Consider the following 24,999-nt stretch of genomic DNA (forward strand, 5'->3'; position numbering starts at 1 on the left):
TGCTAAAGAATTATTTGCAGTCAGTGTAACAAATGTTTGACAAACCTACAATTTTCTGTTTTTTCTGCGGCAAATTTTCTGTTTTTTCTGCGGCAAATGCCGCGTAAGGCCAATCGGCTGATGATCTCACAATAGGAGCTTAAGAAAAATGAATTTGAAAGAAAGACTGGTGATGCCCATGAGAGGCGATTTTCATAATTGAAGTCGCAGTTATTTTTGATTATAATGAAAGGAGGATATCTGATAGAAGAACAGGCAGAGGAGTATTATAAGCGCTTCGCCCATCAGATAAAAACATATTTATAAGTCATTTATATATTAGTAATTAAATATATTAATTTTACTAATCTATACTCCCTGTGCTATGATATAACGTAAGAAAAAAGACAAGAAATAGCCATTACAGAAAACAGGAGGTTCTGGTATGAGCGTAAGACGAATTTTTGTGGAGAAAAAGCCGGACTATGCCGTAAAGGCCGGCGAGCTGAGAGAAGAGCTGGAGAGCTATCTGGGAATAGAGGGCGTAAAGGATGTGCGTGTCCTGATACGCTATGACATTGAAAATCTGTCAGAGGAGACCTATAAGAAGGCTCTGGTTACGATCTTTTCTGAACCGCCGGTGGACGAAATCTATGAGGAAGAGTTCCCGAAGAATCCGGGAGACCTTGTATTTTCTGTGGAATACCTGCCAGGACAGTTTGACCAGAGGGCAGACTCCGCAGAGCAGTGCGTAAAGCTTTTAAATGAGAATGAGGAGCCTGTGATCCGCACTGCTACCACCTATGTGATCACCGCGCCGCTGACCGCCGCTCAGGAGGAGGCCATTAAGCATTTCTGCATCAACCCGGTGGACAGCCGTCAGGCAGGGGAGGACAAGCCTGCCACACTGGTGACCGAGTTTGATGTTCCGGAGGACATCAAGAGCTTTGAGGGCTTTGCAAATGCACCGGAGGCAGAGCTTAAGGCCCTCTACGATACGCTGAATCTGGCTATGACATTCAAGGATTTCCTCCATATCCAGAACTACTATGTGAATGAAGAGCATCGGGATCCCACAGTGACAGAAATTCGCGTGCTGGACACCTACTGGTCCGATCACTGCCGCCATACCACATTTTCTACTGAGCTTAAAAATGTCAGCTTTACGGACGGCGAATACAGAAAGCCGATTGAGGACACCTACAATCAGTATCTGGCTGACCGTGAAGTCATCTACAAGGGCCGGGACGACAAGTATGTGTGCCTGATGGATCTGGCCCTGATGGCAATGAAGAAGCTAAAGAGCGAGGGCAAGCTGGAGGACATGGAGGTCTCTGACGAGATCAATGCCTGCAGCATTGTGGTTCCTGTTGAGATCGACGGAAAGACAGAGGAGTGGCTTGTAAATTTCAAAAATGAGACCCACAACCATCCCACAGAGATCGAGCCCTTCGGAGGCGCAGCTACCTGTCTGGGCGGCGCTATCCGCGATCCCCTTTCCGGCCGTACCTATGTATACCAGGCAATGCGTGTCACAGGTGCAGCAGACCCCACAAAGCCTTTAAATGAGACCTTAAAGGGCAAGCTTCCGCAGAGAAAGATCGTAAACAGCGCAGCCCAGGGCTATTCCTCCTACGGAAACCAGATCGGCCTTGCAACAGGCTACGTAAAAGAGGTATATCATCCGGGCTATGTGGCAAAAAGAATGGAGATCGGCGCTGTTATGGGCGCAGCTCCCAGGAAGGATGTGATCCGTGAGAACTCTGATCCGGGGGACATCATCATCCTGTTAGGCGGCCGTACGGGCCGTGACGGTATCGGCGGAGCTACCGGCTCCTCAAAGGTGCACACCACCGCATCCATCGAGGTCTGCGGCGCAGAGGTGCAGAAGGGAAATGCTCCCACAGAGCGCAAGATCCAGAGAATGTTCCGCCGCCCTGAGGTGAGCTCCATCATCAAGAAGTGCAACGACTTTGGAGCAGGCGGCGTATCCGTAGCCATCGGCGAGCTGGCTGCCGGACTTCAGATCGATCTTGATAAGGTTCCGAAGAAATATGCAGGCCTGGACGGCACAGAGATCGCCATCTCAGAGTCCCAGGAGCGCATGGCTGTTGTGGTAGATCCAAAGGATGTGGACAAGTTCTTAGGCTTTGCGGCAGAGGAGAATCTGGAGGCTGTCACTGTGGCAGTGGTGACAGAGGAGCCGCGCCTTGTGATGAATTGGAGAGGAAAGACCATTGTAAATATCAGCCGCGCCTTCCTTGACACCAATGGCGCTCACCAGGAGGCAGATGTCACCCTGGAGGTTCCTGTCCATGAAGGAAACCTGTTTGACAGGAAGGAAGTGGGAGATGTTAAGGAGAAATGGCTGAACATGCTGTCCGGTCTTAACGTGTGCTCCCAGAAGGGCCTTGTGGAGCGCTTTGACGGCTCTATCGGCGCAGGCAGCGTATTTATGCCCTATGGCGGAAAGTACCAGCTGACAGAAACACAGTCCATGGTGGCAAAGCTTCCTGTATTAAAGGGCCATACAGACACTGTGACTATGATGAGCTACGGCTTTGATCCCTACCTTTCCAGCTGGAGCCCCTATCACGGCGCTGTGTATGCAGTGGTTTCCTCTGTGGCAAAGATCGTGGCAGCAGGCGGAGATTATAAAAAGATCCGTTTCACCTTCCAGGAGTATTTCCGCAGGATGAACGCGAACCCGGCAAGATGGAGCCAGCCCTTTGCTGCTCTGCTTGGCGCATACAGCGCACAGCTGGGCTTTGGCCTTCCTTCTATCGGAGGAAAGGACAGCATGTCCGGTACCTTTGATGATGAGCACGGTGAGATCGATGTTCCGCCCACGCTGGTATCCTTTGCTGTGGATGTGAACAGCCACAAGAATATCATCACTCCTGAGTTCAAGAAGCCGGGAAGCAAGATCGTAGTATTTCAGATCAGCCGCGACCAGTATGACCTGCCTGTTTACAGCCAGATCATGGATGGTTATGGTAAGATCTTTGAAGATATCAAGGCCGGAAAGATCATTTCCGCCTATGCAGTGGAAGGCCAGGGCATGGCAGAGGCTGTGAGCAAGATGGCCTTTGGAAATAAGCTGGGCGTGAAGATCGAGCACAATGTGGATCCGAGAGACTTCTTCGGTGCAGGCTGGGGCAACATTGTGTGCGAGGTGCCTGACGGCAAGGTGGGCGAGCTGTCCATTTCCTACACAGTCATCGGTGAGGTAACAGATAAGGGAACCTTTGAGTATGGAAATGTCTCCATTTCCATGGATGAGGCCATTGAGGCATGGACAAAGACCCTGGAGGATGTATTCCCGACTGTGACCGGAAAGGCTGCCTGCGGCGAGGCTGCAAAGGTAGAGGAAAAGCTTTACGACACAGATGCGGTTTATATCTGCGACCACAAGATCGGACAGCCCTCCGTATTCATCCCTGTATTTCCGGGAACCAACTGTGAGTACGACAGCACAAAGGCCTTTGAGCGCGCAGGCGCAAAGGTAGTGACAAGAGTATTTAAGAATATTACTGCGGAGGATATCCGCCAGTCCGTAGAAGCCTACAAAGAGGAAATTGCAAAGGCACAGATCGTTATGTTCCCAGGCGGCTTCTCTGCAGGCGACGAGCCGGAGGGCTCCGCAAAGTTCTTTGCAACCGTATTCCGCAATGCAGTGATCAAGGAAGAGATCGAGAAACTGTTAAATGAAAGAGACGGCCTCATGTTAGGCATCTGCAACGGCTTCCAGGCTCTCATCAAGCTGGGACTGGTGCCGGAGGGCAGGATCGTGGAGCAGCGCCCGGATTCCCCGACTCTGGCCATGAACACCATCGGACGCCATATATCAAAGATGGTCTACACAAAGGTAGTGACAAACAAGTCCCCATGGTTAGCCGGAGCTGAGCTTGGCGGCGTATACTGCAACCCCGCATCCCACGGCGAGGGCCGCTTTGTGGCAAATGACGCATGGCTGAAAAAGCTGATCGCCAACGGTCAGGTGGCTACCCAGTATGTAGACGACAAGGGCAGCATCACCATGGACGAATACTGGAACCCCAACGGCTCCTATATGGCGATTGAGGGAATCACCAGCCCCGACGGCCGCATCCTGGGCAAGATGGCCCACTCCGAGAGACGGGGCGAGGCAGTGGCTGTGAATATCTATGGGGAGCAGGATATGAAGATATTTGAGTCCGGCGTGAAGTATTTTGCGCTGTAAGATGGTTTGTCCTCATCCCATCGGCCCTCATCACATCATCCCGCCGAAAATGAGCACAAAATAGACTTTCACCCTCACCGCAGGGCAGACAGGAAAAAACAACTTCCTGTCTGTCCTGCTTTTTCTTTTGTCCAATTTCTCTTTTTTCATCCGAACGACAACCATAAAAGGTATTGTTTCAAATTCCTGAGTATTTCTCTCTTTAAAAAGGCTGAAATCAAAGCGGAAAAAAAGCCAGAAAAGCCTTTATTTAAAAGGAAAAATGAGAAAGGGAAGAAAAGGAACTTTGGATTTGAAAATGGGTTTTGTTCTTAAAAGGGAAAGGTAAAAGGAAAAGAAAAACTGCCCGTAGAGGGCAGGAGAGAGGGAAAAGGGAGAGAAAAGAAATCAGGAAAAGCGATCTAAAAGAAAACTGAAAAAGAAGAAGGAAAACAAAAATCTGAACGTCTAATTTCATTGGGACGAGAGGGTGAGTTTGGATGGGAAGGGAACATGGTTTGTCCTCATCCCATGGGCCCTCACCGCATCATCCCGCCGAAGATGAGCACAAAATATATTTTCACCCTTACCGCAGGGCAGACAGGAAAAAACAACTTCCTGTCTGTCCTGCTTTTTCTTCATAATGGATAATGTCTGTGATATCACAATCCAACAGGTTGCACAGGAGATTAAGTGTCTCCATCGTGATATTGCGGTTCTGCCGCAGACTGTCCAAAACTTGTCTGCTGTCAGCACTTTTGCAATCTGCATAGGTCCTTTTCCTGCTATGCACAATGCAAAGATACGCTTCACGACCTCTGCGGCGTGACGGTTGAAAATTGCTTGTTGGGAAGTGTCCCAAACCCTCTGAAATTCCTTTCACTGCCTACAACACCGCGCACAGCGATTTTGCTGAAGTTAAGTGAAATTTTTTAAAAAAGTATTTGAATGAACATTATTCATTGACTTCTGAAAAAGGACGTGCTATGATGTCTGTTGGAAAGGAGGTGCGGTATGCGTATTACGAAAGAACCAGAGGAACGCAAACAGGAAATATTAGATACTGCTATGCGGCTTTTCCATGAAAAGGGCTATGAAAAAACCTCTATTGCCGATATTGCAAAAACCATAGGCGTTGCACAGGGATTGTGCTACCGATATTTCCCGTCAAAAGAAGCTCTTTTTGACAGTGCAATCGAACAGTATGCAGACGAGCTTATAAGCCGCTTTTCTGTTCCATCGAGCCATGACAAAATGACATTGAAAGAACTTATTGAAACAATGCCTATTATGGTGGAAACAGAAGATAGCAATTACTATAAAACGCTTCATGTTGTGGAGAATAAAAAATTTCACGACCAACTAACCTTAAAAGTCTGCGAGAAACTTTCAAAGATAGTTGCTAAATTACTGGAACACGCGAAGGAAAAAGGCGAAATCAGCATAGATGACACAAGAGCAGCGGCTTTATTTTGCGTTTACGGTCAAATCGGTATTTTACTTAACAAGGATTATACCGCAGAAGAAAAAGAAAAACATATCCGTGGCTTTTTGATTTATGCGCTACGGTTATAATGGCAGCTCTCTGCTTCGGCAGGGAGCAATCTTACAGCACAAAAATGAATGATATTCATTCGTATAGTGGCTTAATATAACACAATAGAGCTTCCATTCGTGGAAGCTATCATAAATCAGAAATAATGAATGTTGTTCATTCATTTGCAGAAAGGAAGATTTATATGCAAACAAAAATTGATTTTATCGGAGGGAATACAAAACACTGTTTAATGGCTATGGCATTGCCCATGATTGCGGCTATGTTCCTAAACATGGCTTATAATCTTGTGGACAGTTTATGGATTGGAAATCTTTTAGGCGAAACTGCCTATGCTGCTTTAACAAATTCTACACCGATTATTTTAATCCTAACATCAGTTGCAATGGGAGCGACAAACGGCATTTCTATTTTACTTTCACAGGCAATCGGCGCAAAAAAGCAAAAACGAGTGGAAAGTCTGATTGCCACTTCATTTATCGTTGCTATTGTCTTTTCCTTGATGATTACTTTGGTGTTTGAAATATTTCTGCCGCATATTTTAACCGCCTTGAATACTCCGGCGGAAACGTATGATATGGCATACAGCTATCTTTCTATTTATGTACTTGGATATTTGGCGGTTTATCTGTATCTGTATTTTACTGCGGTTTTACGGAGTTTCGGAAATTCCATGTTTCAAGCGGTTGCTATGTTGGTGTCAACCGTATTAAACGCAATCCTTGACCCCGTTTTTATCCATTTCATCGGCTTTCATGGAGCGGCGATCGCAACTTTGCTTTCACAGGGCGTTTGCTTGATTTTCATGGTTGTATATCTGAAAAGGAAACAACTCTTTTCTCTGCATATTACTTGGTTTGATGAAGCGGACATTTTACCGCTTATCGGGAAAGCACTACCGTCTGTCGTTCAGCAGAGTATTCCGGCGGTAAGCACAACATTTTTAACTGCGCTGGTAAGTACATATAGCATTACTGCGATTGCGGCGTATGGAATTACGGGAAAGCTGGAAACAATTCTTTTTTATCCGGCTATGGCGCTGAATATGGTCTTGACTACTATCATAGGTCAGTGTATCGGTGGACAGCGAATTGACCGCGCAAAAGATTACTTAAAATGCGCTTTGAAATATGGGTGTGTACTGCTTTTTATTCTTTCCGGTGTCATAGTGATATTTTCAAAACAGCTCTCCGGTTTCTTTGTAAACAGCACGGACGTAGCAACGATTGTTGGTGTGTATTTTTTAACTGTAAGTATCGGCTATGTTTTGAACACGGTTACAAATTGTTTTCTTGGCGTATTAAACGGTTTAGGCAAGCCTGCAAAAAGTATGCTCTTAATGATTTTCTATTACATCGTTGTCCGTATGCCTTTGGCATATCTGCTTTCGTCATTAGGCTTCGGATTAAACGGAATATGGGCTGCTGTACTTGTCAGCCATATCTGCGCGGCGGTGGCTTCCATGCTTGTATCGCTGTTACAGATAAAAAGCAAGAAATGATTTTTAAACACAGTCAGCCGCCATTTTCCGTTCAGATACGTTGCAAAATAGTTTCGTGTTTTTAGGATATGGCGGCATCATGGAGGGTGTCGCCATGCCTTTTTTCTTCACATTACAACTGCTTGATATGTTAAAAAAATCCTGTCCTTAGAAACGGGATATTCTGTCCATGAGTATGAACCGTCAAATAACGCCTTTTGCAAAGATGTTCTCCATATCACGGCACTTAACGCATATCGCGATTTTGGAAGAAAACAGAAATATGAGGTATCGCTTGATTATCTGATGTCTGAAACGTCTTTAGAACCATTCACAACGGACAACTACTTTGAACAGTATGATAAGCTAACTGCCCTTATTGTGAAAGGACATAGGATTATCGTTGCAAGCGAACGGTTGGCCGACGCACTATCCAAGTTGCCGGAACAACGTCGTACTGTCCTATTGATGTATTTCTTTCTGGGATATACCGATACAGAAATCGGTTGTGCAGCAGCTCTTTTCTGCAATCCTATTTGTCAGCCGTTAAGTTTAATTCGTTTCTGATACTTCCTTATCGGCATTCACAAAATGGGATGCTTCTTCTTTTTTTGTTAAAATGTCCTTTTTCCTTTTAATTCAAAAACCGGTTTGGTGATATATTCCAGATAGATCGGCCTGCCGGAATATTCCAGGAAAGCCTGAAAACGTACCCTGTTAGAAGGAGCCTTGATCAGATCCAGAACCTGATCTTGCGGAACCCAGGCAGACACAGAATTTTCATCTGATCCACGAAGGATACCGGACTTTTCTTTGCAGATAAAATCAAAAATTACTTTAGTCGGAACCGTCTTTACGCCATTGTATCCTGGATAGGTGCAGGTGTTGGAAGAGATGCAGAATACCTCTCCGACCTCAACCTCAATTCCGCTTTCCTCGAAGATCTCACGTTTCACAGCATCAACCAGATTTTCTCCAACCTCAACCTCACCACCAGGCAATACCCAGCTGTCCTGATAGGTATTGACGAGAAGAACTTCTCCATTCTCATTCAGAACAACACCAGCTGTAGCGACAATATGTGCAGGCAATATTTTCTCAGTCATAAACAAGATCCTCTCTTTTCTAGTCTGTGATTATTGTACAGATGCAGACCAGAGAAAGCAATGGATAAATACTTAAGAAATGAGGGAGTATAAGAAATCGCTATCGCTCCAAGAAAACACCTTCCTCTTGTCTGCCATTGACAGCGCGGAAAACTTTAAAAGACAAGTTTACACATCCTGCCAACAGCATCCAATTCACCTTCCGGTTTCTTATAACTCAATCCGTCCGCTATTTATAGATTGAAAAACGTATGTTCTTATAATAAAGTGAGTATCAGGAAAGCACTCACGACAGGAGTGGTATGCCTCCCTATCAAAACCGTTTCGGCGGGCGTACATAGAAGGTGGTGCATATGACGGCTTATGAGACCATAATGGTTGTGCTAGGGATTTTGGGCTTGCTCATATCCTTTAGCGGCCTGATTATTGCATTCATCGCCTTTCTCGACAAGAGAAACAAGCGAAAATAAAATGCCTATCCTGTCGGCCAACAGGATAGGCGGCGTCCTTAGGGACAAAACTTAACCAATTAGGCATCCACTTTTGGAGAGGGTGCTTTCTTTATGTCTATATTATAATCAATCCATATCCCAAATTCAAGTAAATCTCTTGGGTTTCCAAAGAACCTTAGTTTCCAGGGATTACTCATCACGGAAAACTGTCAGAGATGGAAATACGCCATTTATGGAAAGTGATGTCTCAATCAAACAGTAAGGTGGAGCAGGGAGACGGCTCCACCTGGGCTGCCTAAACAGATTGATCCGGGGAACATTAGCGGGCATTAATACTGTTAATAAAAACAATATAGCAGGCAAAATCGCCTACCCTCTTGCGATTGCAGCGATCATCTTCTTCATGTCCAAGGACATCACGCCAAGAGGCAGATTTATTTTGCATTTTCAGGAAACGGGCCAGCTGGTTGAACTTAACAATCAGGGAGTTATGGCAGGAAGTACGGCTGGGATCTTTGTCTATCTTTTCCTCCCTGGTCCATACACACCAGTTGGAACGGAACACACTGTATTTATTGGCAGTGATTATCAATTCTTCGTAGAGTTCCAATGCATCTTCATCATTCCCGATTTCAGAAAGCATTTCCTGGTGGAGGCTTGCCATTTCCTCAAAAGTCAGGCTTTGGGACATCGGGAGATATTTTTCATAAGCAGAAACATTCATAGTGGCACCTCGCAAAAATAATGATACTGCGATTATAGCAGGAAATAAGATAGGTGTCAGCAGAAGACCTGCACACCGGATCTCAGGCACAAGGCGCAGGGGTCTAGCTGGGGATATTTTTCATCCACGAAGATGAATACTGTGCGGCAAAGTCCTTCTTCTCGATATTCCCGGAATTCCTCTTATGAGATCACGAAGGAGCCGGATGAGCTGGAAAAGGCCAATGGCTGTACTCTATGCGGCAGAGGTTACCCGGACATGTATTGTGCCTTTGAGGCGGGCAGAGGAGATGGATCAAAGACGTTTGGGCTTATCAGGGACATGTCCATCAATGTCAGGCACAATATAAGGCCCCAACACTTCTCCCCAGGCCTCGGCCAGGCGGTCCAGAGTAAAGACGGCATTGGCAGGGCTGGTGGAGGGGCATTTGACGGCCCTGCGTCCGGTGCGCTCCTCGCAGTATTTTTCGTAAAGGCGGTGGGCAGTAGCGCCATTGGCAATAATGATCTGAATATCAGCCAGGCGGAGCACCTGGTTTAAATTGGCCGGGATCACATTTCGGATGCTTAAGTCGCTGGAGCCGCGGATGTCGCATTCCGCCACCACATCCCACAGGGCGATGCCATGGCGAAGGAGCAGACTCTTTTTTTCTTCAATGGTTTCAGGGACCTCTGTTCCTAAAAGGCGGGCCAAAAGGCGCCAGAAACGGTTCTGCGGATGACCGTAGTAGAAGTTGTTTTCCCTGGATTTGAGGGAGGGGAAGCTTCCGAGTATCAGGATCCGGCAGTGCTCATCGCAGATCGGCTCAAAGGTGTGGCGCACCCGCACAAAGCCGGGAGGAAGCTGATCATCAATGTAGTCCTCCGCATCCAGCTTCTGCCTGCGCCTGCTCATGGGAGCAGCCACTCCTCCATCCTTGGCAAAGGACAGGACAAAGGCATTGATCCGAAGCTCGTTTTCCTCGTAGAGTCCCATGCTCTGGTAAAGCTCTTTATATTCCTTCAAAAGGCGCAGCTTCAGCGCTACGGCATTGGCCTTCTTCCAGTCAGTGCTCACAAGACTTCCCTTTCTCTTCATATAATAATAGATCGGGGTCTGAATGGCCGCAAAGCGGGCTGCATGGCGGATAAAGCGCAAATTGAACAGGAAATCCTCACAAAAGCGCAGCTCCTCCTCCATTTTGAGCTGGTGCTCCTCAATGATGCTTTTCCGGTACAGCTTATTCCACAGCACGCCATAATAAAAGTCGGCGGGGTCCTGCATCATGTATTCTGCATACTGCTCCCTGGTGAGCAGGCCGCGCTCCCGTATGTGCTGTTTTTCTGTATATACGGCCCGTTCCACCCGGTAGAAATCAGCCACCACCAGGTCGCAGTCATATTTTCCGGCGGCTTCTGCCAGAAGCTCTGTGGCGTCAGGAGTCAGCCAGTCATCACTGTCTATAAATTGCAGATAGCAGCCCTTTGCCACAGCAATGGCCTGGTTGCGGCTGTCGGACACCCCCGTGTTCTCCTTATCAATGACAACAAAGCGGGAATCCTTTTCCTCGTATTCACGGCAGATGGAAAGACTTCCGTCCGTACTCCCGTCATTGATGACAATGACCTCCATATCCTGAAAGGTCTGCCCCAGCACACTATTGAAACAGCGGCGCAGATACTTCTCAGCATTGTATACAGGGATGATCAGGGAAATGAATGGCATAGCGGGTCTCCTTCTGTTTGATAGTTTTTATGATAGCGGAAATGGAAAGAAAATTCAAGCGTGGTTCTAGGATAGTTTTTCTGAAAATAAGATAAAATATATTATTTTGAGGAAAAATTTACTATTCCCTTTTGTCAGTATGTGCTACAATAATGTTCATGATTTGAGAGGATAGACCGCTGAATTGCCAGAAAAAACAGGTAAAAAGCAGTGATTTTTGAGCAAATATCGAAGGGGGAGGACCATAGCATATGCGGTCATTGATCATGAGAGAGGAGTAGCGCATTGACAGAGTGCAATGCAAAAACAAAATATGGGAGGTATTTTATATGAGTAAAATTTTTAAAAGCCTGTCGGCAAAGCTGGTTATCGCATTGATCATCGGCATTGCGGTTGGTTTGGCGGCTCCGGAGGGGCTGATGACAGTGATCGTCACATTAAAGTACATTATGGGTCAGCTCATTAATTTCTGCGTTCCGCTGATCGCCATTGGTTTTATCGCACCGTCTATCACAAAGCTGGGCTCCAGCGCTTCGCGCATGCTGACCGTGGCTTTGCTTGCAGCCTACGTATCATCTATCTGCGCGGCATTTATGTCAACAGCAGCGGGCTTTGTACTCATTCCGGGCATGCAGATCGTCAGCAATGTTGACGGCTTAAAGGAGCTTCCGGCTGTGGCTTTTCAGCTTGATATCCCGCAGATCATGCCGGTCATGAGCGCATTAGTATTTTCCGTCCTGATCGGACTTGCAGCTGTATGGACTCATGCAGACACGGTTATCACTGTGCTGGATGAGTTCCAGAAGATCGTTCTGCAGATCGTTACGAAGGTGGTGATCCCGGTTCTTCCCTTCTTCATTGCCACGACCTTTGCAGGCCTGGCCTATGACGGTACCATTACCGGACAGCTTCCGGTATTTATTAAGGTCATTGTGATCGTCCTGATCGGCCATTATATCTGAATGGCTGTTCTCTATGGGCTTGCGGGTGCTTACTCCGGTGAGAATCCGATGGAGGTGCTGAAGCATTATGGTCCGGCCTACCTGACGGCAGTTGGTACTATGAGCTCTGCAGCAACGCTTTCTGTAGCCTTAAGCTGCGCGAGAAAGAGCAAGGTTCTCCGTTCCGATATGGTAAATTTCGATATTCCGCTGTTTGCCAATATCCATCTGTGCGGCTCTGTGCTCACAGAAATTCCATCCTGTTTTTAACGATCCCATAAATGACCTCCTAAATATTGAAATATTGAAATTTATCTATATATAAATGCTTTGATAAGTCGTGCGGTAAAGCAATGAAAATTACTTATCACAACACGACTTATCTTCATACGCTGTATTTGTAAGTGCCTGCAGACACTCTGCCACATATTTTACACCGTCTGCTGAAATGGAGTAGTGCATCCATTTCCCTTCTTTGCGCCCCGCCACAATGCCGGAATCACATAGGATTTTCATGTGATGGGAAAGGGTGGGCTGTGTAATATGCATATCATCTAACAGTACGCAGGCACATTTTTCGCCTGTAAGTAACAGCTTCAAAATTTTGATGCGGTTTTCATCACAAAAAGCTTTGAAAACGATCGGTATTTTTTTCTCGTCAAGTTCCAAAACGCCACCTCCTATAGAAGATTATCTATATATATTATATGCACAAATAGAGAAATGTGAATATGTTTTTGAAGTTTTTCTACTCAAGCTTCGGCAAAATCGCTCTGCGCGGTGTAGCAGGCAAAATATAGCGGAGGATAAGATGAAATTCGAATCCTGTGTATGTGTGCAGAGGGGAGGAGGGCTGCCTGCCGGGATTCTGGGGAATGGAAAGAACATCGGCAGAAGAGGGCATCATGCCAGAGCTGGAATATTTTTATATCTGCCGTGAACGCCAGGGCATGGGAGCTTGAGTGGAACGAAAGTGAGCATACCCCTCAAAGCCTCTTCTGATACCCTAGACGCGGATTCCCGGCCTCTGCGCCTTCTGCCAGAATGAGATTTCCACACAAGGTGAAGCCGCTCTTTGAAAGGGCTCTCTGCATGGAAAGGTTGCCGGGATGGGTGTCGATCCTTACGTTGGTATAGCCCTGCTTTCTGGCATAGTCCTCAGAGCAGGCAAACAGCTTTGCAGCAAGTCCCTGGCCCTTTCTGGATTCCTCTACGCAGACGCGGTGGAAGGCGCAGTAGGGCTCATCATTTAACCAGGCACCGTCAATGGTCCTGTAGCTTAATTCCGGGCCGGACACTATGGTGATCATGGCAACGACATCCCCGTTCTCCTCCAGGACGTGGATGTTTTTCTTTGAGATAGAAAGGGCCAGTCCGGCTTCATTGGGCTCTCCCTTCTGCCATTGGTCAATGCCTCTGGCCCGGAAGCCAGCCTTTGCCTGATCGGTCATTGCCATAAGGCGGGGAAGGTCTGTATTTTTCGCGAAACGGTATATCATAAGTCGTTCCTCCTGGATGTTTTTTTGGTAACTGTAAGGGAACTGACCAGTTACCTTTTTCTATGATTATAAGCCAACTTGTTTTACCTGTAAATCAACTGATCCTCATATTTTTGCATTTTATACTTACTATAAAAGTCCTGCCGCCGGGTAGGCGGCATGCATTCAGGTATGCCAAATGCGCCCGCCGGACTTTTATGGTGCGCTGGTGCGCCCGCCGGACGTTCATGGTGCGCTGGTGCGTCCGCCGGACGTTCATGGTGCGCTGGTGCGTCCGCCGGATTTTCATGGTACGGTGGCACGTCCGCCCGCCGGGCGCATGAGAGTTTACTATGAAAAGGGCACAGAAACTTAAGTGATTTCATCATTGGCAGCAGTGCTTTTATACGTTATAATGGCTAGTGGGGCATAAGGATGCCCGCTGGAGCCGGTTGTAAAACGGCATATTACTTAACACATAAGAGGAGATACATACGAGATGGATATGATAAAGCTGCTGGTGATTTTTGCCATTATCATTTTATTCCTGAGAAGGAGGCAGCCGCTGATGGTTGCTGTGACAGCGGCAGGAGTGGCAGCAGTATTTCTGTACCAGCTGCCTCCGGAAGCTGCCTGGCGGGCAGTGGTAAAGGGAGGAACGGGATGGACCACCATTGAGACCCTTCTGGTGTTCTACTCTATCACCTACCTTCAGCGGATGCTGGAGAAGAGAAAGAATCTCAGCAATGCAAGGCTGGCCCTCAGCGGGATATTCAACAATAACAGGATCAATGCCTCCATCGTTCCCTTCCTTATGGGAATGCTCCCGGCGGCCAGCACAGTGCTGATCTGCGGCCCCATTGTCAGGGAGAGCGTGGGGGAGGCCCTGAGCGATCCGGAAAAAGCATGCGTCACCTCCTATTACAGGCATGTGTCAGAGTGTTTTCTTCCCACCTACACCAGCATTTTTATTGCCATTGGGCTGACAGAGGGCAGGGTATCGGTCAGCGCGTTTTTGCTGGCAATGCTTCCTATGGTGGCTGCCCTTATGTTTTCCGGATGGGCCGTTTACCTGCGCCGTGTGCCGAAGGATACCGGCTTTGTGCCGGATCAGCCGAAATCCAGCTATTGGCTGCTGCTGGGAAAGAGCGTTTGGAGCATAGTGGCAACGATCCTTCTCATACTGCTGTTTCATCTTCCGGTAGAGCTGGCTGTCCTTATCTGCATTTTTGCCAATATTTTTATCAATCATTTCAGCCTGGCTGAGCTTCTGCCGTTTTTTAAGTCAGCCTTTGAGAAAAGGCTGATCCTCAGCACCTGGCTGGTGATGATCTTTAAGGAGATCCTTGGGGCCACAGGAGTCATTGAAAGCCTGCCGGCATTTTTTTCCTCCCTTCCTGTTCCTATGTTCCTGATCTTTGCACTGATCTTCTTTTTCGGTGCGGTTGTTGCAGGGACACAGGCGATCATCGTGCTCTGCATGCCCATGGCAATGGCTGCCCTTGGAGAAGGGCCGGGAGTGCTACCCCTATTTGTACTCCTCATGTGCATGGCCTATGCGGCTGCCCAGTGCTCGCCCGTTCATATCTGCCTGCTGATGTGCGCGGAGGATTACGGCATTTCCCTGGGAGAGCTGATCAAAAAGACAATGCCGCTGATCGTGGTCTTCTGTGCCATAGCCTTTGCTTATTATGGCCTGCTGATGTTATTGCATATTTAAGATGCTGGCATTTAAATACATAGAAGCTTTGGACATACAAATGAAAGAAAGGATAGTGTTTTTTATGAAGTACGATTTTACAAGCATCATAGACCGCCATGGAAAGGATGCTATTGCAGTTGACGGCCTTGGAATGAATCCGGGCTTTGCGCCGGAGCCTCCTAAGGAAGGCTTTGATGCGATCCCCATGTGGGTGGCGGATATGAATTTCCCTACGGTCCCCACTGTACCTGAGGCGATCATCGAGAGGGCAAAGCATCCGGCCTATGGATATTTCAGCGCTGCAAAAGAGTATTATGATTCCATTATCCGGTGGCATGAGACCCGCAACGGAGTCGCAGGCCTGACAAGGGAGGCCATTGGATATGAAAATGGCGTGCTGGGCGGCGTAGTCAGCGCCCTGGGCGTCTTCTGCTCAAAGGGAGACAAGGTGCTCCTTCATTCCCCCACTTACATCGGCTTCACAAAATGCGTGGAAAATAACGGCTATCACATTATCCACAGCCCCCTGAAGAGAGATGAGCAGGGAACATGGCGCATGGATTTTGAGGATATGGAGGAAAAGATCGTAAAGAACAAGATCCATGCAGCGATCTTCTGTTCCCCGCACAATCCCTGCGGCCGTGTCTGGGAACGCTGGGAGCTTGAGAAGGCCATGGAGCTCTACAAAAAACATGATGTATTTGTGATCTCAGATGAGATATGGTCTGACATTATTTTAGGAAATCATAAGCACATCCCGACCCAGTCCGTAAGCGAGGATGCAAGGCAGCGCACAGTTGCCGTGTATGCGCCCTCTAAGACCTTTAATCTGGCGGGGCTGGTGGGAAGCTACCATATCATCTACAACAAGTGGATACGGGAGAGGATCGAAAAGGAATCCTCCCTTCCCCATTACAATGACATGAATGTATTGTCCATGCACGCCCTGATCGGTGCTTACAAGCCTGAGGGCCATGAGTGGGTGGACGAGCTTAGGCAGGTACTCACGGAAAATGTGGAGTTTGCCTATAACTATATCAGGGAGCATTTTGAGGGCGTGACTGTATCAAAGCCGGAGGGAACCTATATGATGTTTTTGGACTGCACGGAGTGGTGCAGAAAGCATGGCAGGACCATTGAGGAATTGGAGCGGGCCGGCTGGGATGTGGGCGTCGCATGGCAGGATGGAAGGATGTTCCACGGCCCCTGCCATATCAGGCTGAATCTTGCACTGCCTCTGAGCAGGGTAAAGGAGGCTTTTGAGCGGATGGATAAATATGTGTTCAATGCAGGCACTTGATTTTCCGCTTCACCGTGCTATACTTAATTCGGCAGGCGCGAAAGCAGGCACGCTGCTGTAAAAAGGCAGAAAAGCGCTTATCGTGCAAAGGTTTTACAGAGGCGAAAGGAGACAGAAAAGATGAAGACAACGCTTACAAGAGAGCAGGGCTTAGAGGCACTGAAAAAATACAACAAGGAGCCATTCCACATCCTTCACGGACTGACGGTGGAGGGAACCATGCGCTGGTTTGCAAAGGACCAGGGGTTTGAAGACGAGGCGGATTTCTGGGCCATGGCCGGACTGCTCCACGATATTGATTTTGAAATGTATCCGGAACAGCACTGCCTAAAGGCACCGGAGCTTCTGCGCGAGACAGGGGCAGAGGAGGAGCTGATCCATGCGGTCTGCAGCCATGGCTACGGCCTCTGCTGCGATGTGAAGCCGGAGCATCCGATGGAAAAGATCCTCTTTGCAGCAGATGAACTCACCGGCCTTGTGGGAGCAGCAGCTAAGATGCGCCCCTCAAAAAGCGTGATGGATATGGAGGTATCCAGCCTTAAGAAGAAATTTAAGGACAAGCGCTTTGCGGCTGGATGTTCCAGGGACGTGATCAAGGAAGGCGCCGAGATGCTGGGCTGGACGCTGGAGGAACTGATGGAGAAGACCATTCTGGCGATGCGTTCCTGTGAGGAGTCCGTGAATAAGGAAATGGAGAGCTGCCAGTAAACCTACGGATCCGGCCTGCCGGCCTGGCAGGACTTTTATAGTAAACCTGCATGCGCCCGGCGGACGGACGCGCCACCGCACCACGAAAGTCCGGCGGGCGCATTTGGCATACCTGAATACATGCCGCCTATCCGGCGGCAGGACTTTTATAGTAAAAACAAAGTTAAACAACTGTCCGCGCAGAGAAGACAAATGTCCTCTCTGCGCAAATTTTTTGTCTAAAAACTATTGACATCCCTTAGAAAGTAAGGTATCATTTGCACTTGTAGCGTCATAAATTGAAGGAGAAGATTTATGAGACGCAGCTGAGGAGAGATAAGGAACAAGGGAGACAACAGATATGAGGAAAGTGGTAAAGTTCGGCGGCAGTTCATTGGCCAGTGCAAAGCAGTTCAAGAAAGTGGCAGATATCATCAGATCTGATAAATCCAGAAAATACGTTGTGCCGTCCGCACCGGGAAAGCGCAATGACAAGGATGAGAAGGTCACAGACCTGCTCTATGCCTGCTATGATGCAGCATCAGAAGGAAGATCCTATAAGAAGATCTTAGAGAAGATCAAAAACAGATACATGGAAATCATTGACGGTCTTGGCTTAAATCTCAACTTAGACAGTGAGTTTGACCGGATCGAGGAGAATTTTCTGGCAAAGGCCGGAAGGGATTACGCTGCTTCCAGAGGAGAATATTTAAACGGTATTGTTGTTGCCAATTATCTGGGCTTTGAATTTATCGATGCAGCAGAGGTGATCTTCTTTGACGACAACGGAAATTTGGAGGCAGAGCTGACGAACAAGGAGCTTTCCGAGCGCCTGGAGCATGTGGAAAAGGCGGTTATCCCCGGCTTCTACGGTTCCAAGCATGACGGCACGGTCAAGACCTTTTCCAGAGGAGGTTCCGATGTGACGGGCTCTATTGTAGCCAGGGCTATCCATGCAGACATGTATGAGAACTGGACCGATGTGTCCGGCATGCTGGTGACGGATCCCAGAGTGGTGGAGAATCCTGAGGTTATCGAGACCATTACCTACAAGGAGTTAAGAGAGCTGGCTTACATGGGCGCCAGCGTTCTCCATGAGGATGCGATCTTCCCGGTACGCAAGGAGGGGATCCCGATCAATATCAGGAATACCAACCGCCCTGAGGACAAGGGAACCCTGATCGTGGAGAGCACCTGCCGCAAGCCACGCCATACCATCACCGGTATTGCAGGCAAGAAGGGCTTCTGTTCCATTAATATTGAGAAGGCTATGATGAATTCCGAGGTAGGGTTTGGGAGGAAGGTCCTAAGCGTATTTGAGCAGTACGGCATTTCCTTTGAGCACATGCCCTCCGGTATTGACACCATGACCATCTATGTGCACCAGACAGAATTCGAGGACTTTGAGCAGTCCGTGATCGCAGGGATCCACAGGGCAGTGAACCCGGATACCGTGGAGATGGAATCCGATCTGGCCCTCATTGCCGTAGTGGGACGGGGCATGCGTTCCAACCGCGGAACTGCAGGCCGTATCTTCTCCGCACTGGCTCATGCAAGAGTCAACGTAAAGATGATTGACCAGGGTTCCAGCGAGTGGAATATCATTATTGGCGTGAAGAATGATGATTTTGAGAAGGCGATTAAGGCCATCTATGATATCTTTGTTACGGCAGAGATGTAAGCGGTCCCGGAATAGGGAAAAAGTGCAGCAATCAGGAAGGAGTTCCCGGTTGCTGCATTTTTCTTAGATTTCCGCATTTTGCACCGCGGCCGGCAGAGGGAGGTCTGGATGCTCCGGTTTCAGACATAAGAAGCACTAAGACACCTGATTTTTCCTAAAAGCCAGAGCAGCATCAACGCAACTCGCTGCGCTCAAACAATCATTGATGCTGCTCTGAACGGAAAAACCAGCTGCCTAAGTGCTTCTAATGTCCTGCAAAGTCGCACCATCCCTCCCTCTGCCGGCCGCGGTGCAAAATGCGGAAACCCAAGTGCATTTTTAAGTTTTACTATAAAAGGAGTTGTGGTATAATCTTTATCATAAAAACCAATCCACCGCACACAACCCATAGGGAGGGTACATTATGCTGGAAAAAATCGATTTGAACAAAAAAGTTGAGAAGAAGACATACCGCAAGTCCATGGATGAGGCAGGAGAGCGCTTAGGCCTTCTGCAGCGGGAGTGCAAGGCAGCCGGGATCCCCATTATCATCGTCTTTGAGGGAATGGGGGCAGCGGGAAAGGGCGTTCAGATCAACCGCCTGATCCAGTCCCTGGATCCAAGGGGCTTTGATGTATATGCCTGCAACCGGGCCACAGAGGACGAGCAGATGCGCCCCTTCCTGTGGCGTTATTGGACAAAGACTCCGGCAAAGGGCAGGATCGCCATCTTTGACAGGAGCTGGTACCGCAGCCTTCAGGTGGACCGCTTTGACGGACTGACCCCCGAGAACATGCTGGCAGATGCCTGCCAGGATATTATGTCCTTTGAGAAGCAGCTCTCAGATGATGGGACGGCGATCATCAAGTTTTTCCTTTATATTGACAAGGAGGAGCAGAAGAAGCGCTTTAAGAAGCTGGATGGGTCCAAAGAGACGGCCTGGAGGGTTACGAAGGAGGATTGGCAGCGGAACAAGGAATTTGACCGCTATCTCCAGATGAACGAGGAGATGCTGGAAAAGACAGATACGGATTACGCTCCCTGGACCATCATCGAAGCGCTGGATAAGGACTATGCAGCCCTTAAGATCATTACCACTGTCATTGACAGGCTGGAATATGAGCTGGCAAGGAAGAAGATGGCGTCAAAGGAAGGCAGGGATACAGGCGCTCTGACGGCAAGAGAACACTTTAAAAACGGCGTCCTCTCCGGCATTGACCTCTCAAAGAGCCTGACAGAGGAGGAGTACAAGACCAGGCTGAAAAAGCTCCAGAAGCGCCTGTCAGAGCTCCACAGCGAGATCTACCGCCTGCGCATTCCCGTAGTCATCGGCTTTGAGGGCTGGGATGCAGGAGGTAAGGGAGGAGCCATCAAGCGCCTTACCAGTCAGCTGGATCCCAGGGGCTACCGGGTGAATCCCACGGCTTCTCCCAATGATATCGAGAAGGTCCACCATTATCTGTGGCGCTTCTGGAACAATGTTCCAAAGGCAGGCCATATCGCTATCTTTGACCGCACCTGGTACGGCAGAGTGATGGTGGAGCGCATTGAGGGCTTCTGTACGGAAGCAGAGTGGAAGCGGGCCTATCTGGAGATCAACGAAATGGAGTCCCACATGGCAAACGCCGGGGCAGTGGTGCTGAAATTCTGGCTCCACATTGACAAGGACGAGCAGGAGCGCCGCTTCAAGGAGCGCCAGGAGAACCCCATGAAGCAGTGGAAAATCACGGACGAGGACTGGCGCAACAGGGAAAAATGGGACGCCTACGAGGAGGCGGTCAATGAAATGCTCGTGCGCACCTCCACCACCTATGCCCCATGGATCGTGGTGGAAGGCAATGACAAGCGCTATGCCAGGGTAAAGGTATTAAAGACCGTGGTGGATGCGTTGGAAAAGAAGATCAAAGAAGTGAAAGAGAATAGAGAATGACACAGGAAAAACGACATGTGATCGTAGTAGGCGGCGGCGCAGCTGGTATGGCCGCCGCCATTGCTGCTGCCCGGAGCGGATGCCGGGTAAGTCTTTATGAGAAAAATGAAAAGCTGGGGAAAAAGCTTTTTATCACAGGAAAGGGTAGATGCAATATCACAAATGCCTGCGATACCGAGGATCTGTTCCGGGCAGTGGTGAGCAACGCCAAATTCCTCTACAGCAGCTTTTACGGCTTTACGAACCAGGATATGATGGCGCTTTTGGAAGATGCCGGACTGCGCCTGAAAACAGAGCGGGGGAACCGGGTGTTTCCGGCCTCCGACAAGTCATCTGACGTCATAAGCACCCTGGAGCGCATCCTGAAAAAGGAGGGCGTGAGCATTCATTTAAACAGCAGGGTAGAAGGGCTGTGGGTGGAGGAAGGGATATGCAGGGGGATCCTCCTGGAAGGCCGGGGAACAGAGAGATATCATGGAGCCGGGGCGGAGTCCGGTACCATGGACAGCGGGCAGTCACGTTACGCCGGCTGCAGGCGTGAAGCGGCAGACAGCGTGATCGTGGCTACAGGAGGCCTTTCCTATCCGTCCACAGGCTCCACAGGAGACGGCTACCGGTGGGCAGAGGAGCTGGGCCACAAGATCACGGACCTTTCTCCTGCCCTGGTCCCCTTTGAGGCGGCGGAAGCTTTAGAGGTCAAAGCCCTTCAGGGGCTTTCCCTGAAAAACGTGGAGGCTGCCGTCTATGCCGGAGGAAAGGAGCTTTACCGGGAGTTCGGCGAAATGCTCTTTACCCATTTCGGCGTCAGCGGCCCCATACTCCTAAGTGCCAGCTCCTACGGGGCAAAGGCCATCAAAAAGCAGCCACTGCGTCTGGTGATCGACTTAAAGCCGGCCCTGACGGCGGAGCAGCTGGACGAGCGTATCCTGCGGGATTTTGGTGAGGCAGTGAATAAACAGTTTAAAAATGCCTTAAACCATTTATATCCCGCAAAAATGATCCCCGTCATCATCGCCCGCAGCGGCATCCATCCGGATAAGAAGGTCAATGAGATCACAAAGGAGGAGCGTCGCAGGCTGGCAGAGGTGACAAAGGGACTGGAGTTTACACTGACAGCCCTGCGAAGCTTCAAGGAGGCCATCATCACCCAGGGAGGCATTTCTGTCAAACAGATCAATCCCTCCACCATGGAATCCAAGCAGACAGCGGGCCTGTACTTTGCAGGAGAGGTGCTGGATCTGGATGCGGTGACGGGAGGCTATAACCTTCAGATCGCCTGGTCCACGGGCTGGTGTGCAGGAACAGGGACCGCATCACGGGAATAAAGGCAGCTGTTTGCCGCCCGGCTGAAAACAGCCGTTTTTGTGAACAGCAAAAGAAATAAGAGACAGAGCAGGAGAATACAGGAATGACGAAGCATTTTAATATCGCAATCGACGGCCCGGCAGGGGCAGGAAAGAGCACCATTGCCAAAATGGTGGCAAAAGAGCTGGGCTTTGTGTATGTGGATACAGGCGCCATGTACCGGACCATGGCCCTTTCGTTTCTGCGTCAGGGCATTGACCCGGCAGATGAGGCAGCGATCGCAGCAGCCTGCGGCGGCGTGGATATCACGATCCGCTATGAGGATGGGGCCCAGCAGGTATTCTTAAACGGGGAAAATGTCACAGGCCTTATCCGCACCGAGGAGGTGGGCAATATGGCTTCCTCCACCTCGGTATACATGCCTGTGCGGGAGAAGCTGGTAGAGCTTCAGAAGCAGCTTGCCGCCAGGGAGAATGTCATCATGGACGGAAGGGATATCGGCACCTGCGTCCTGCCGGATGCCCCGGTCAAGATCTATCTCACAGCCTCCTCGCGGGTAAGGGCGGAGCGCCGCTATAAGGAGCTTACAAAAAAGGGCCTTTCCTGTGACCTGGATGAGATCCGCAAGGATATTGAGGAGCGGGATCACCGCGATATGCACAGGGAGCATTCCCCCTTAAAGCAGGCAGAGGATGCAGTGCTTCTTGACAGCTCCCCCATGACAGCACAGGAGGTGGCAGCTGCCATTATCCGCATTGCCTGTGAGCATGGCCTGGAGGTGGAACAGTGAAGCGCAATGTGATCGTGGCAAAGACAGCAGGCTTTTGTTTTGGAGTGGAAAAAGCGGTAGAAAAGGTCTATGAGCAGATTGAAAATGTAAAAAAAGGCAAGGCGAAGGGACCGATCTATACCTATGGCCCCATCATCCACAACGAGGAGGTTGTCCGGGATCTGGAGGAAAAGGGAGTCCGTGTGCTGGAGACAGAGGAGGACTTAAAGTCCCTGCCTGAGGGAGAGGGCATCGTAGTTATCCGCTCCCATGGCGTCAGCCGCCATATCTACGACATCTTAAACGCCAGGAGGGTGACCGTGGTGGATGCCACCTGTCCCTTTGTAAAGAAGATCCACCGCATTGTGGAGGAGCACGTGAGGGCAGGGGAGTGCGTGGTGATCATTGGAAGCCCGGATCACCCGGAGGTCGAGGGAATCAAAGGCTGGGGGGATGAATATACTTTTGTCATAGAAAATGAAGCAAAAGCAGAAGAATTCAAGATTCCAGAGGGAAAAAAGCTGTGTATCGTATCCCAAACGACATTTAATTACAACAAATTTAAAGAATTAGTTGAAAAATTTTTGAAAAAGGGTTATGATAGTAGTGTTTTAAATACGATTTGCAATGCAACACAGGAAAGACAAGTGGAGGCGGCAAGGATTGCTTCACAGGTGGATGCCATGATCGTCATCGGCGGAAGGCACTCCTCCAATACCCAGAAGCTGTACGAAATCTGCCTCAAGGAGTGTAAAAATACATTTTACATTCAGACACTCGGCGACTTAGATCCTGACAGTGTATCTTCTGTGCGCAACGTAGGTATTACAGCTGGGGCATCCACCCCAAAAAAGAATATTGAGGAGGTTCATACCAGAATGGCAGAGCAGAGTTTTGCAGAGTTATTAAAGGAAGAGGAAGAATCAACCAAACCAATACGTACAGGAGAGATAGTCACCGGTCAGGTTATTGAAGTCAACAAAGATGAGATTATTCTGAGTATTGCAGGTAATAAGTCAGAGGGAGTTATCACCCGTGACGAATATAGCAACGACAATAACGTAGATTTGACTACCAAGGTACAGATTGGAGAAGAGATGGAGGCTAAGGTCATTAAGCTGAATGACGGCGTAGGCATGGTCTCCCTGTCTTATAAGAGAATGGCAGCAGACAGAGGCAATAAGCGTCTGGAGGAGGCTTGCCAGAATCAGGAAGTTCTCACTGCAAAGGTAGCACAGGTATTAGACGGCGGCTTAAGCGTTGAGGTTGAGGGCGCAAGAGTATTTATCCCGGCCAGCCTTGTATCTGACAGCTATGAGAAGGATTTATCCAAGTATGCAGGCCAGGAGATCGAGTTTGTTATCACAGAGTTCAATCCAAAGAGAAGAAGGATCATCGGCGACAGAAAGCAGCTGTTGGTTGCGAAGAAGGCACAGATGAAGGAAGAGCTGTTCGCAAGGATCCAGCCAGGCGATACTGTTGACGGTGTTGTAAAGAATGTAACTGATTTCGGTGCATTCATTGACTTAGGCGGAGCTGACGGACTTCTTCACATCTCCGAGATGAGCTGGGGCCGTGTGGAGAATCCAAAGAAGGTCTTCAAGGCTGGTGACCAGGTAAGAGTCCTGATCAAGGATATCCAGGGCGAGAAGATCGCACTGAGCCTTAAGTTCCCGGAGGCAAATCCATGGGTACAGGCAGCAGAGAAGTACGCAGCAGGCAACATCGTAGTTGGCCGCGTTGCACGTATGACTGACTTTGGCGCATTCGTTGAGCTGGAGCCAGGCGTAGACGCACTGCTTCACGTTTCCCAGATTTCCAGAGAGCACATTGAGAAGCCGGCTGACGTATTAAAGATCGGTCAGGAAGTAGAAGCAAAGGTGGTTGACTTCAACGAGGCAGACCACAAGATCAGCTTAAGCATCAAGGCTATGCTGGCTCCGGCACCACAGGAGCGCGTAGAAGATGCTGACGTGGCAGATGTTGACATTGATGCAGTGGCACAGTCCATTGAGGAGTAATCACA

Annotated in this window: 20 protein-coding genes and 1 pseudogene; 15 read left to right on the forward strand and 6 right to left on the reverse strand. The window is 49.0% G+C overall.

Annotation, left to right across the window (positions count from 1 at the left end):
- The first annotated feature begins 424 nt into the window (after positions 1-424).
- Positions 425-4,201, forward strand: a complete 3,777-nt coding sequence (locus tag LIZ87_RS13685; RefSeq protein WP_227147851.1) for a phosphoribosylformylglycinamidine synthase — start codon at positions 425-427, stop codon at positions 4,199-4,201.
- Positions 4,202-4,766: 565 nt separating this feature from the next.
- On the opposite strand, the gene LIZ87_RS22885 is transcribed toward LIZ87_RS13685, so the two are convergent.
- Positions 4,767-4,883 carry a hypothetical protein gene (locus LIZ87_RS22885; RefSeq protein ID WP_227147852.1) on the reverse strand — a complete coding sequence of 39 codons (117 nt, stop codon included), beginning with the start codon at positions 4,881-4,883 and terminating at the stop codon, positions 4,767-4,769.
- Between the two features lie 311 nt (positions 4,884-5,194).
- On the opposite strand from LIZ87_RS22885, the gene LIZ87_RS13700 reads away from it, so the two are divergent.
- The 3 genes from LIZ87_RS13700 (at position 5,195) to LIZ87_RS22890 (ending at position 7,782) form a co-directional block, all read left to right on the forward strand.
- Positions 5,195-5,755 carry a TetR/AcrR family transcriptional regulator gene (locus LIZ87_RS13700; protein ID WP_178316488.1) on the forward strand — a complete coding sequence of 187 codons (561 nt, stop codon included), beginning with the start codon at positions 5,195-5,197 and terminating at the stop codon, positions 5,753-5,755.
- Between the two features lie 164 nt (positions 5,756-5,919).
- Complete coding sequence (locus LIZ87_RS13705) at positions 5,920-7,236, forward strand: MATE family efflux transporter (protein ID WP_227147853.1); 1,317 nt, start codon at positions 5,920-5,922, stop codon at positions 7,234-7,236.
- Positions 7,237-7,521: 285 nt separating this feature from the next.
- Positions 7,522-7,782, forward strand: a complete 261-nt coding sequence (locus LIZ87_RS22890; RefSeq protein ID WP_334301008.1) for a sigma factor-like helix-turn-helix DNA-binding protein — start codon at positions 7,522-7,524, stop codon at positions 7,780-7,782.
- 47 nt (positions 7,783-7,829) lie between these two features.
- Here LIZ87_RS22890 and LIZ87_RS13715 read toward each other — a convergent pair whose 3' ends face one another.
- Positions 7,830-8,321, reverse strand: a complete 492-nt coding sequence (locus tag LIZ87_RS13715; RefSeq protein WP_227147854.1) for an NUDIX hydrolase — start codon at positions 8,319-8,321, stop codon at positions 7,830-7,832.
- A 374-nt stretch (positions 8,322-8,695) separates the two neighbouring features.
- On the opposite strand from LIZ87_RS13715, the gene LIZ87_RS23085 reads away from it, so the two are divergent.
- Positions 8,696-8,791, forward strand: a complete 96-nt coding sequence (locus tag LIZ87_RS23085) for a putative holin-like toxin (RefSeq protein WP_442912192.1) — start codon at positions 8,696-8,698, stop codon at positions 8,789-8,791.
- A 301-nt stretch (positions 8,792-9,092) separates the two neighbouring features.
- Here LIZ87_RS23085 and LIZ87_RS13720 read toward each other — a convergent pair whose 3' ends face one another.
- Both LIZ87_RS13720 and LIZ87_RS22590 read right to left on the reverse strand, forming a co-directional pair.
- Entirely contained in the window at positions 9,093-9,497 is a 405-nt protein-coding gene (locus LIZ87_RS13720) for a hypothetical protein (RefSeq protein ID WP_227147855.1), read from the reverse strand.
- Positions 9,498-9,791: 294 nt separating this feature from the next.
- Complete coding sequence (locus LIZ87_RS22590) at positions 9,792-11,201, reverse strand: DNA-deoxyinosine glycosylase (RefSeq protein ID WP_319638589.1); 1,410 nt, start codon at positions 11,199-11,201, stop codon at positions 9,792-9,794.
- A gap of 329 nt (positions 11,202-11,530) precedes the next feature.
- Here LIZ87_RS22590 and LIZ87_RS13735 point away from each other — a divergent pair.
- A pseudogene (locus LIZ87_RS13735) lies at positions 11,531-12,397 on the forward strand (cation:dicarboxylate symporter family transporter); the annotation flags it as partial.
- Positions 12,398-12,502: 105 nt separating this feature from the next.
- Here the strand turns inward: LIZ87_RS13735 and LIZ87_RS13740 are convergent.
- Entirely contained in the window at positions 12,503-12,811 is a 309-nt protein-coding gene (locus LIZ87_RS13740; protein WP_178316483.1) for an ArsR/SmtB family transcription factor, read from the reverse strand.
- Between the two features lie 158 nt (positions 12,812-12,969).
- Between LIZ87_RS13740 and LIZ87_RS22420 the strand changes: the two genes are divergently transcribed.
- Positions 12,970-13,104, forward strand: coding sequence for a hypothetical protein (locus tag LIZ87_RS22420; RefSeq protein WP_264467997.1), 135 nt, complete (start codon positions 12,970-12,972; stop codon positions 13,102-13,104).
- A 24-nt stretch (positions 13,105-13,128) separates the two neighbouring features.
- Here the strand turns inward: LIZ87_RS22420 and LIZ87_RS13745 are convergent, their stop codons facing one another.
- Positions 13,129-13,641 carry a GNAT family N-acetyltransferase gene (locus tag LIZ87_RS13745; protein ID WP_178316482.1) on the reverse strand — a complete coding sequence of 171 codons (513 nt, stop codon included), beginning with the start codon at positions 13,639-13,641 and terminating at the stop codon, positions 13,129-13,131.
- Positions 13,642-14,119: 478 nt separating this feature from the next.
- Here LIZ87_RS13745 and LIZ87_RS13750 point away from each other — a divergent pair, with 478 nt between their 5' ends.
- From LIZ87_RS13750 to LIZ87_RS13785, 8 genes are all read left to right on the forward strand, one after another.
- A complete protein-coding gene (locus LIZ87_RS13750; protein WP_227147856.1) occupies positions 14,120-15,340 on the forward strand; it encodes a DUF401 family protein in 1,221 nt (406 codons plus the stop codon).
- A gap of 64 nt (positions 15,341-15,404) precedes the next feature.
- Positions 15,405-16,622, forward strand: a complete 1,218-nt coding sequence (locus LIZ87_RS13755) for a MalY/PatB family protein (RefSeq protein WP_227147932.1) — start codon at positions 15,405-15,407, stop codon at positions 16,620-16,622.
- 120 nt (positions 16,623-16,742) lie between these two features.
- Positions 16,743-17,330: a hydrolase gene (locus LIZ87_RS13760; protein WP_227147857.1), complete on the forward strand. Its 588-nt coding sequence runs from the start codon at positions 16,743-16,745 to the stop codon at positions 17,328-17,330.
- A gap of 340 nt (positions 17,331-17,670) precedes the next feature.
- Positions 17,671-18,990, forward strand: a complete 1,320-nt coding sequence (locus LIZ87_RS13765) for an aspartate kinase (protein WP_227147859.1) — start codon at positions 17,671-17,673, stop codon at positions 18,988-18,990.
- 403 nt (positions 18,991-19,393) lie between these two features.
- A complete protein-coding gene (gene pap, locus LIZ87_RS13770; protein ID WP_227147861.1) occupies positions 19,394-20,899 on the forward strand; it encodes a polyphosphate:AMP phosphotransferase in 1,506 nt (501 codons plus the stop codon).
- Positions 20,896-22,224: an NAD(P)/FAD-dependent oxidoreductase gene (locus LIZ87_RS13775; RefSeq protein WP_227147863.1), complete on the forward strand. Its 1,329-nt coding sequence runs from the start codon at positions 20,896-20,898 to the stop codon at positions 22,222-22,224. The genes pap and LIZ87_RS13775 overlap by 4 nt, the downstream gene beginning before the upstream one ends.
- Positions 22,225-22,307: 83 nt before the next feature.
- Entirely contained in the window at positions 22,308-22,994 is a 687-nt protein-coding gene (cmk, locus tag LIZ87_RS13780) for a (d)CMP kinase (protein WP_227147865.1), read from the forward strand.
- Entirely contained in the window at positions 22,991-24,994 is a 2,004-nt protein-coding gene (locus LIZ87_RS13785; protein WP_227147867.1) for a bifunctional 4-hydroxy-3-methylbut-2-enyl diphosphate reductase/30S ribosomal protein S1, read from the forward strand. The genes cmk and LIZ87_RS13785 overlap by 4 nt, the downstream gene beginning before the upstream one ends.
- Positions 24,995-24,999: the final 5 nt, after the last annotated feature.

Source organism: Lacrimispora sp. 210928-DFI.3.58 (assembly GCF_020554865.1).
GTDB lineage: Bacteria > Bacillota > Clostridia > Lachnospirales > Lachnospiraceae > Enterocloster.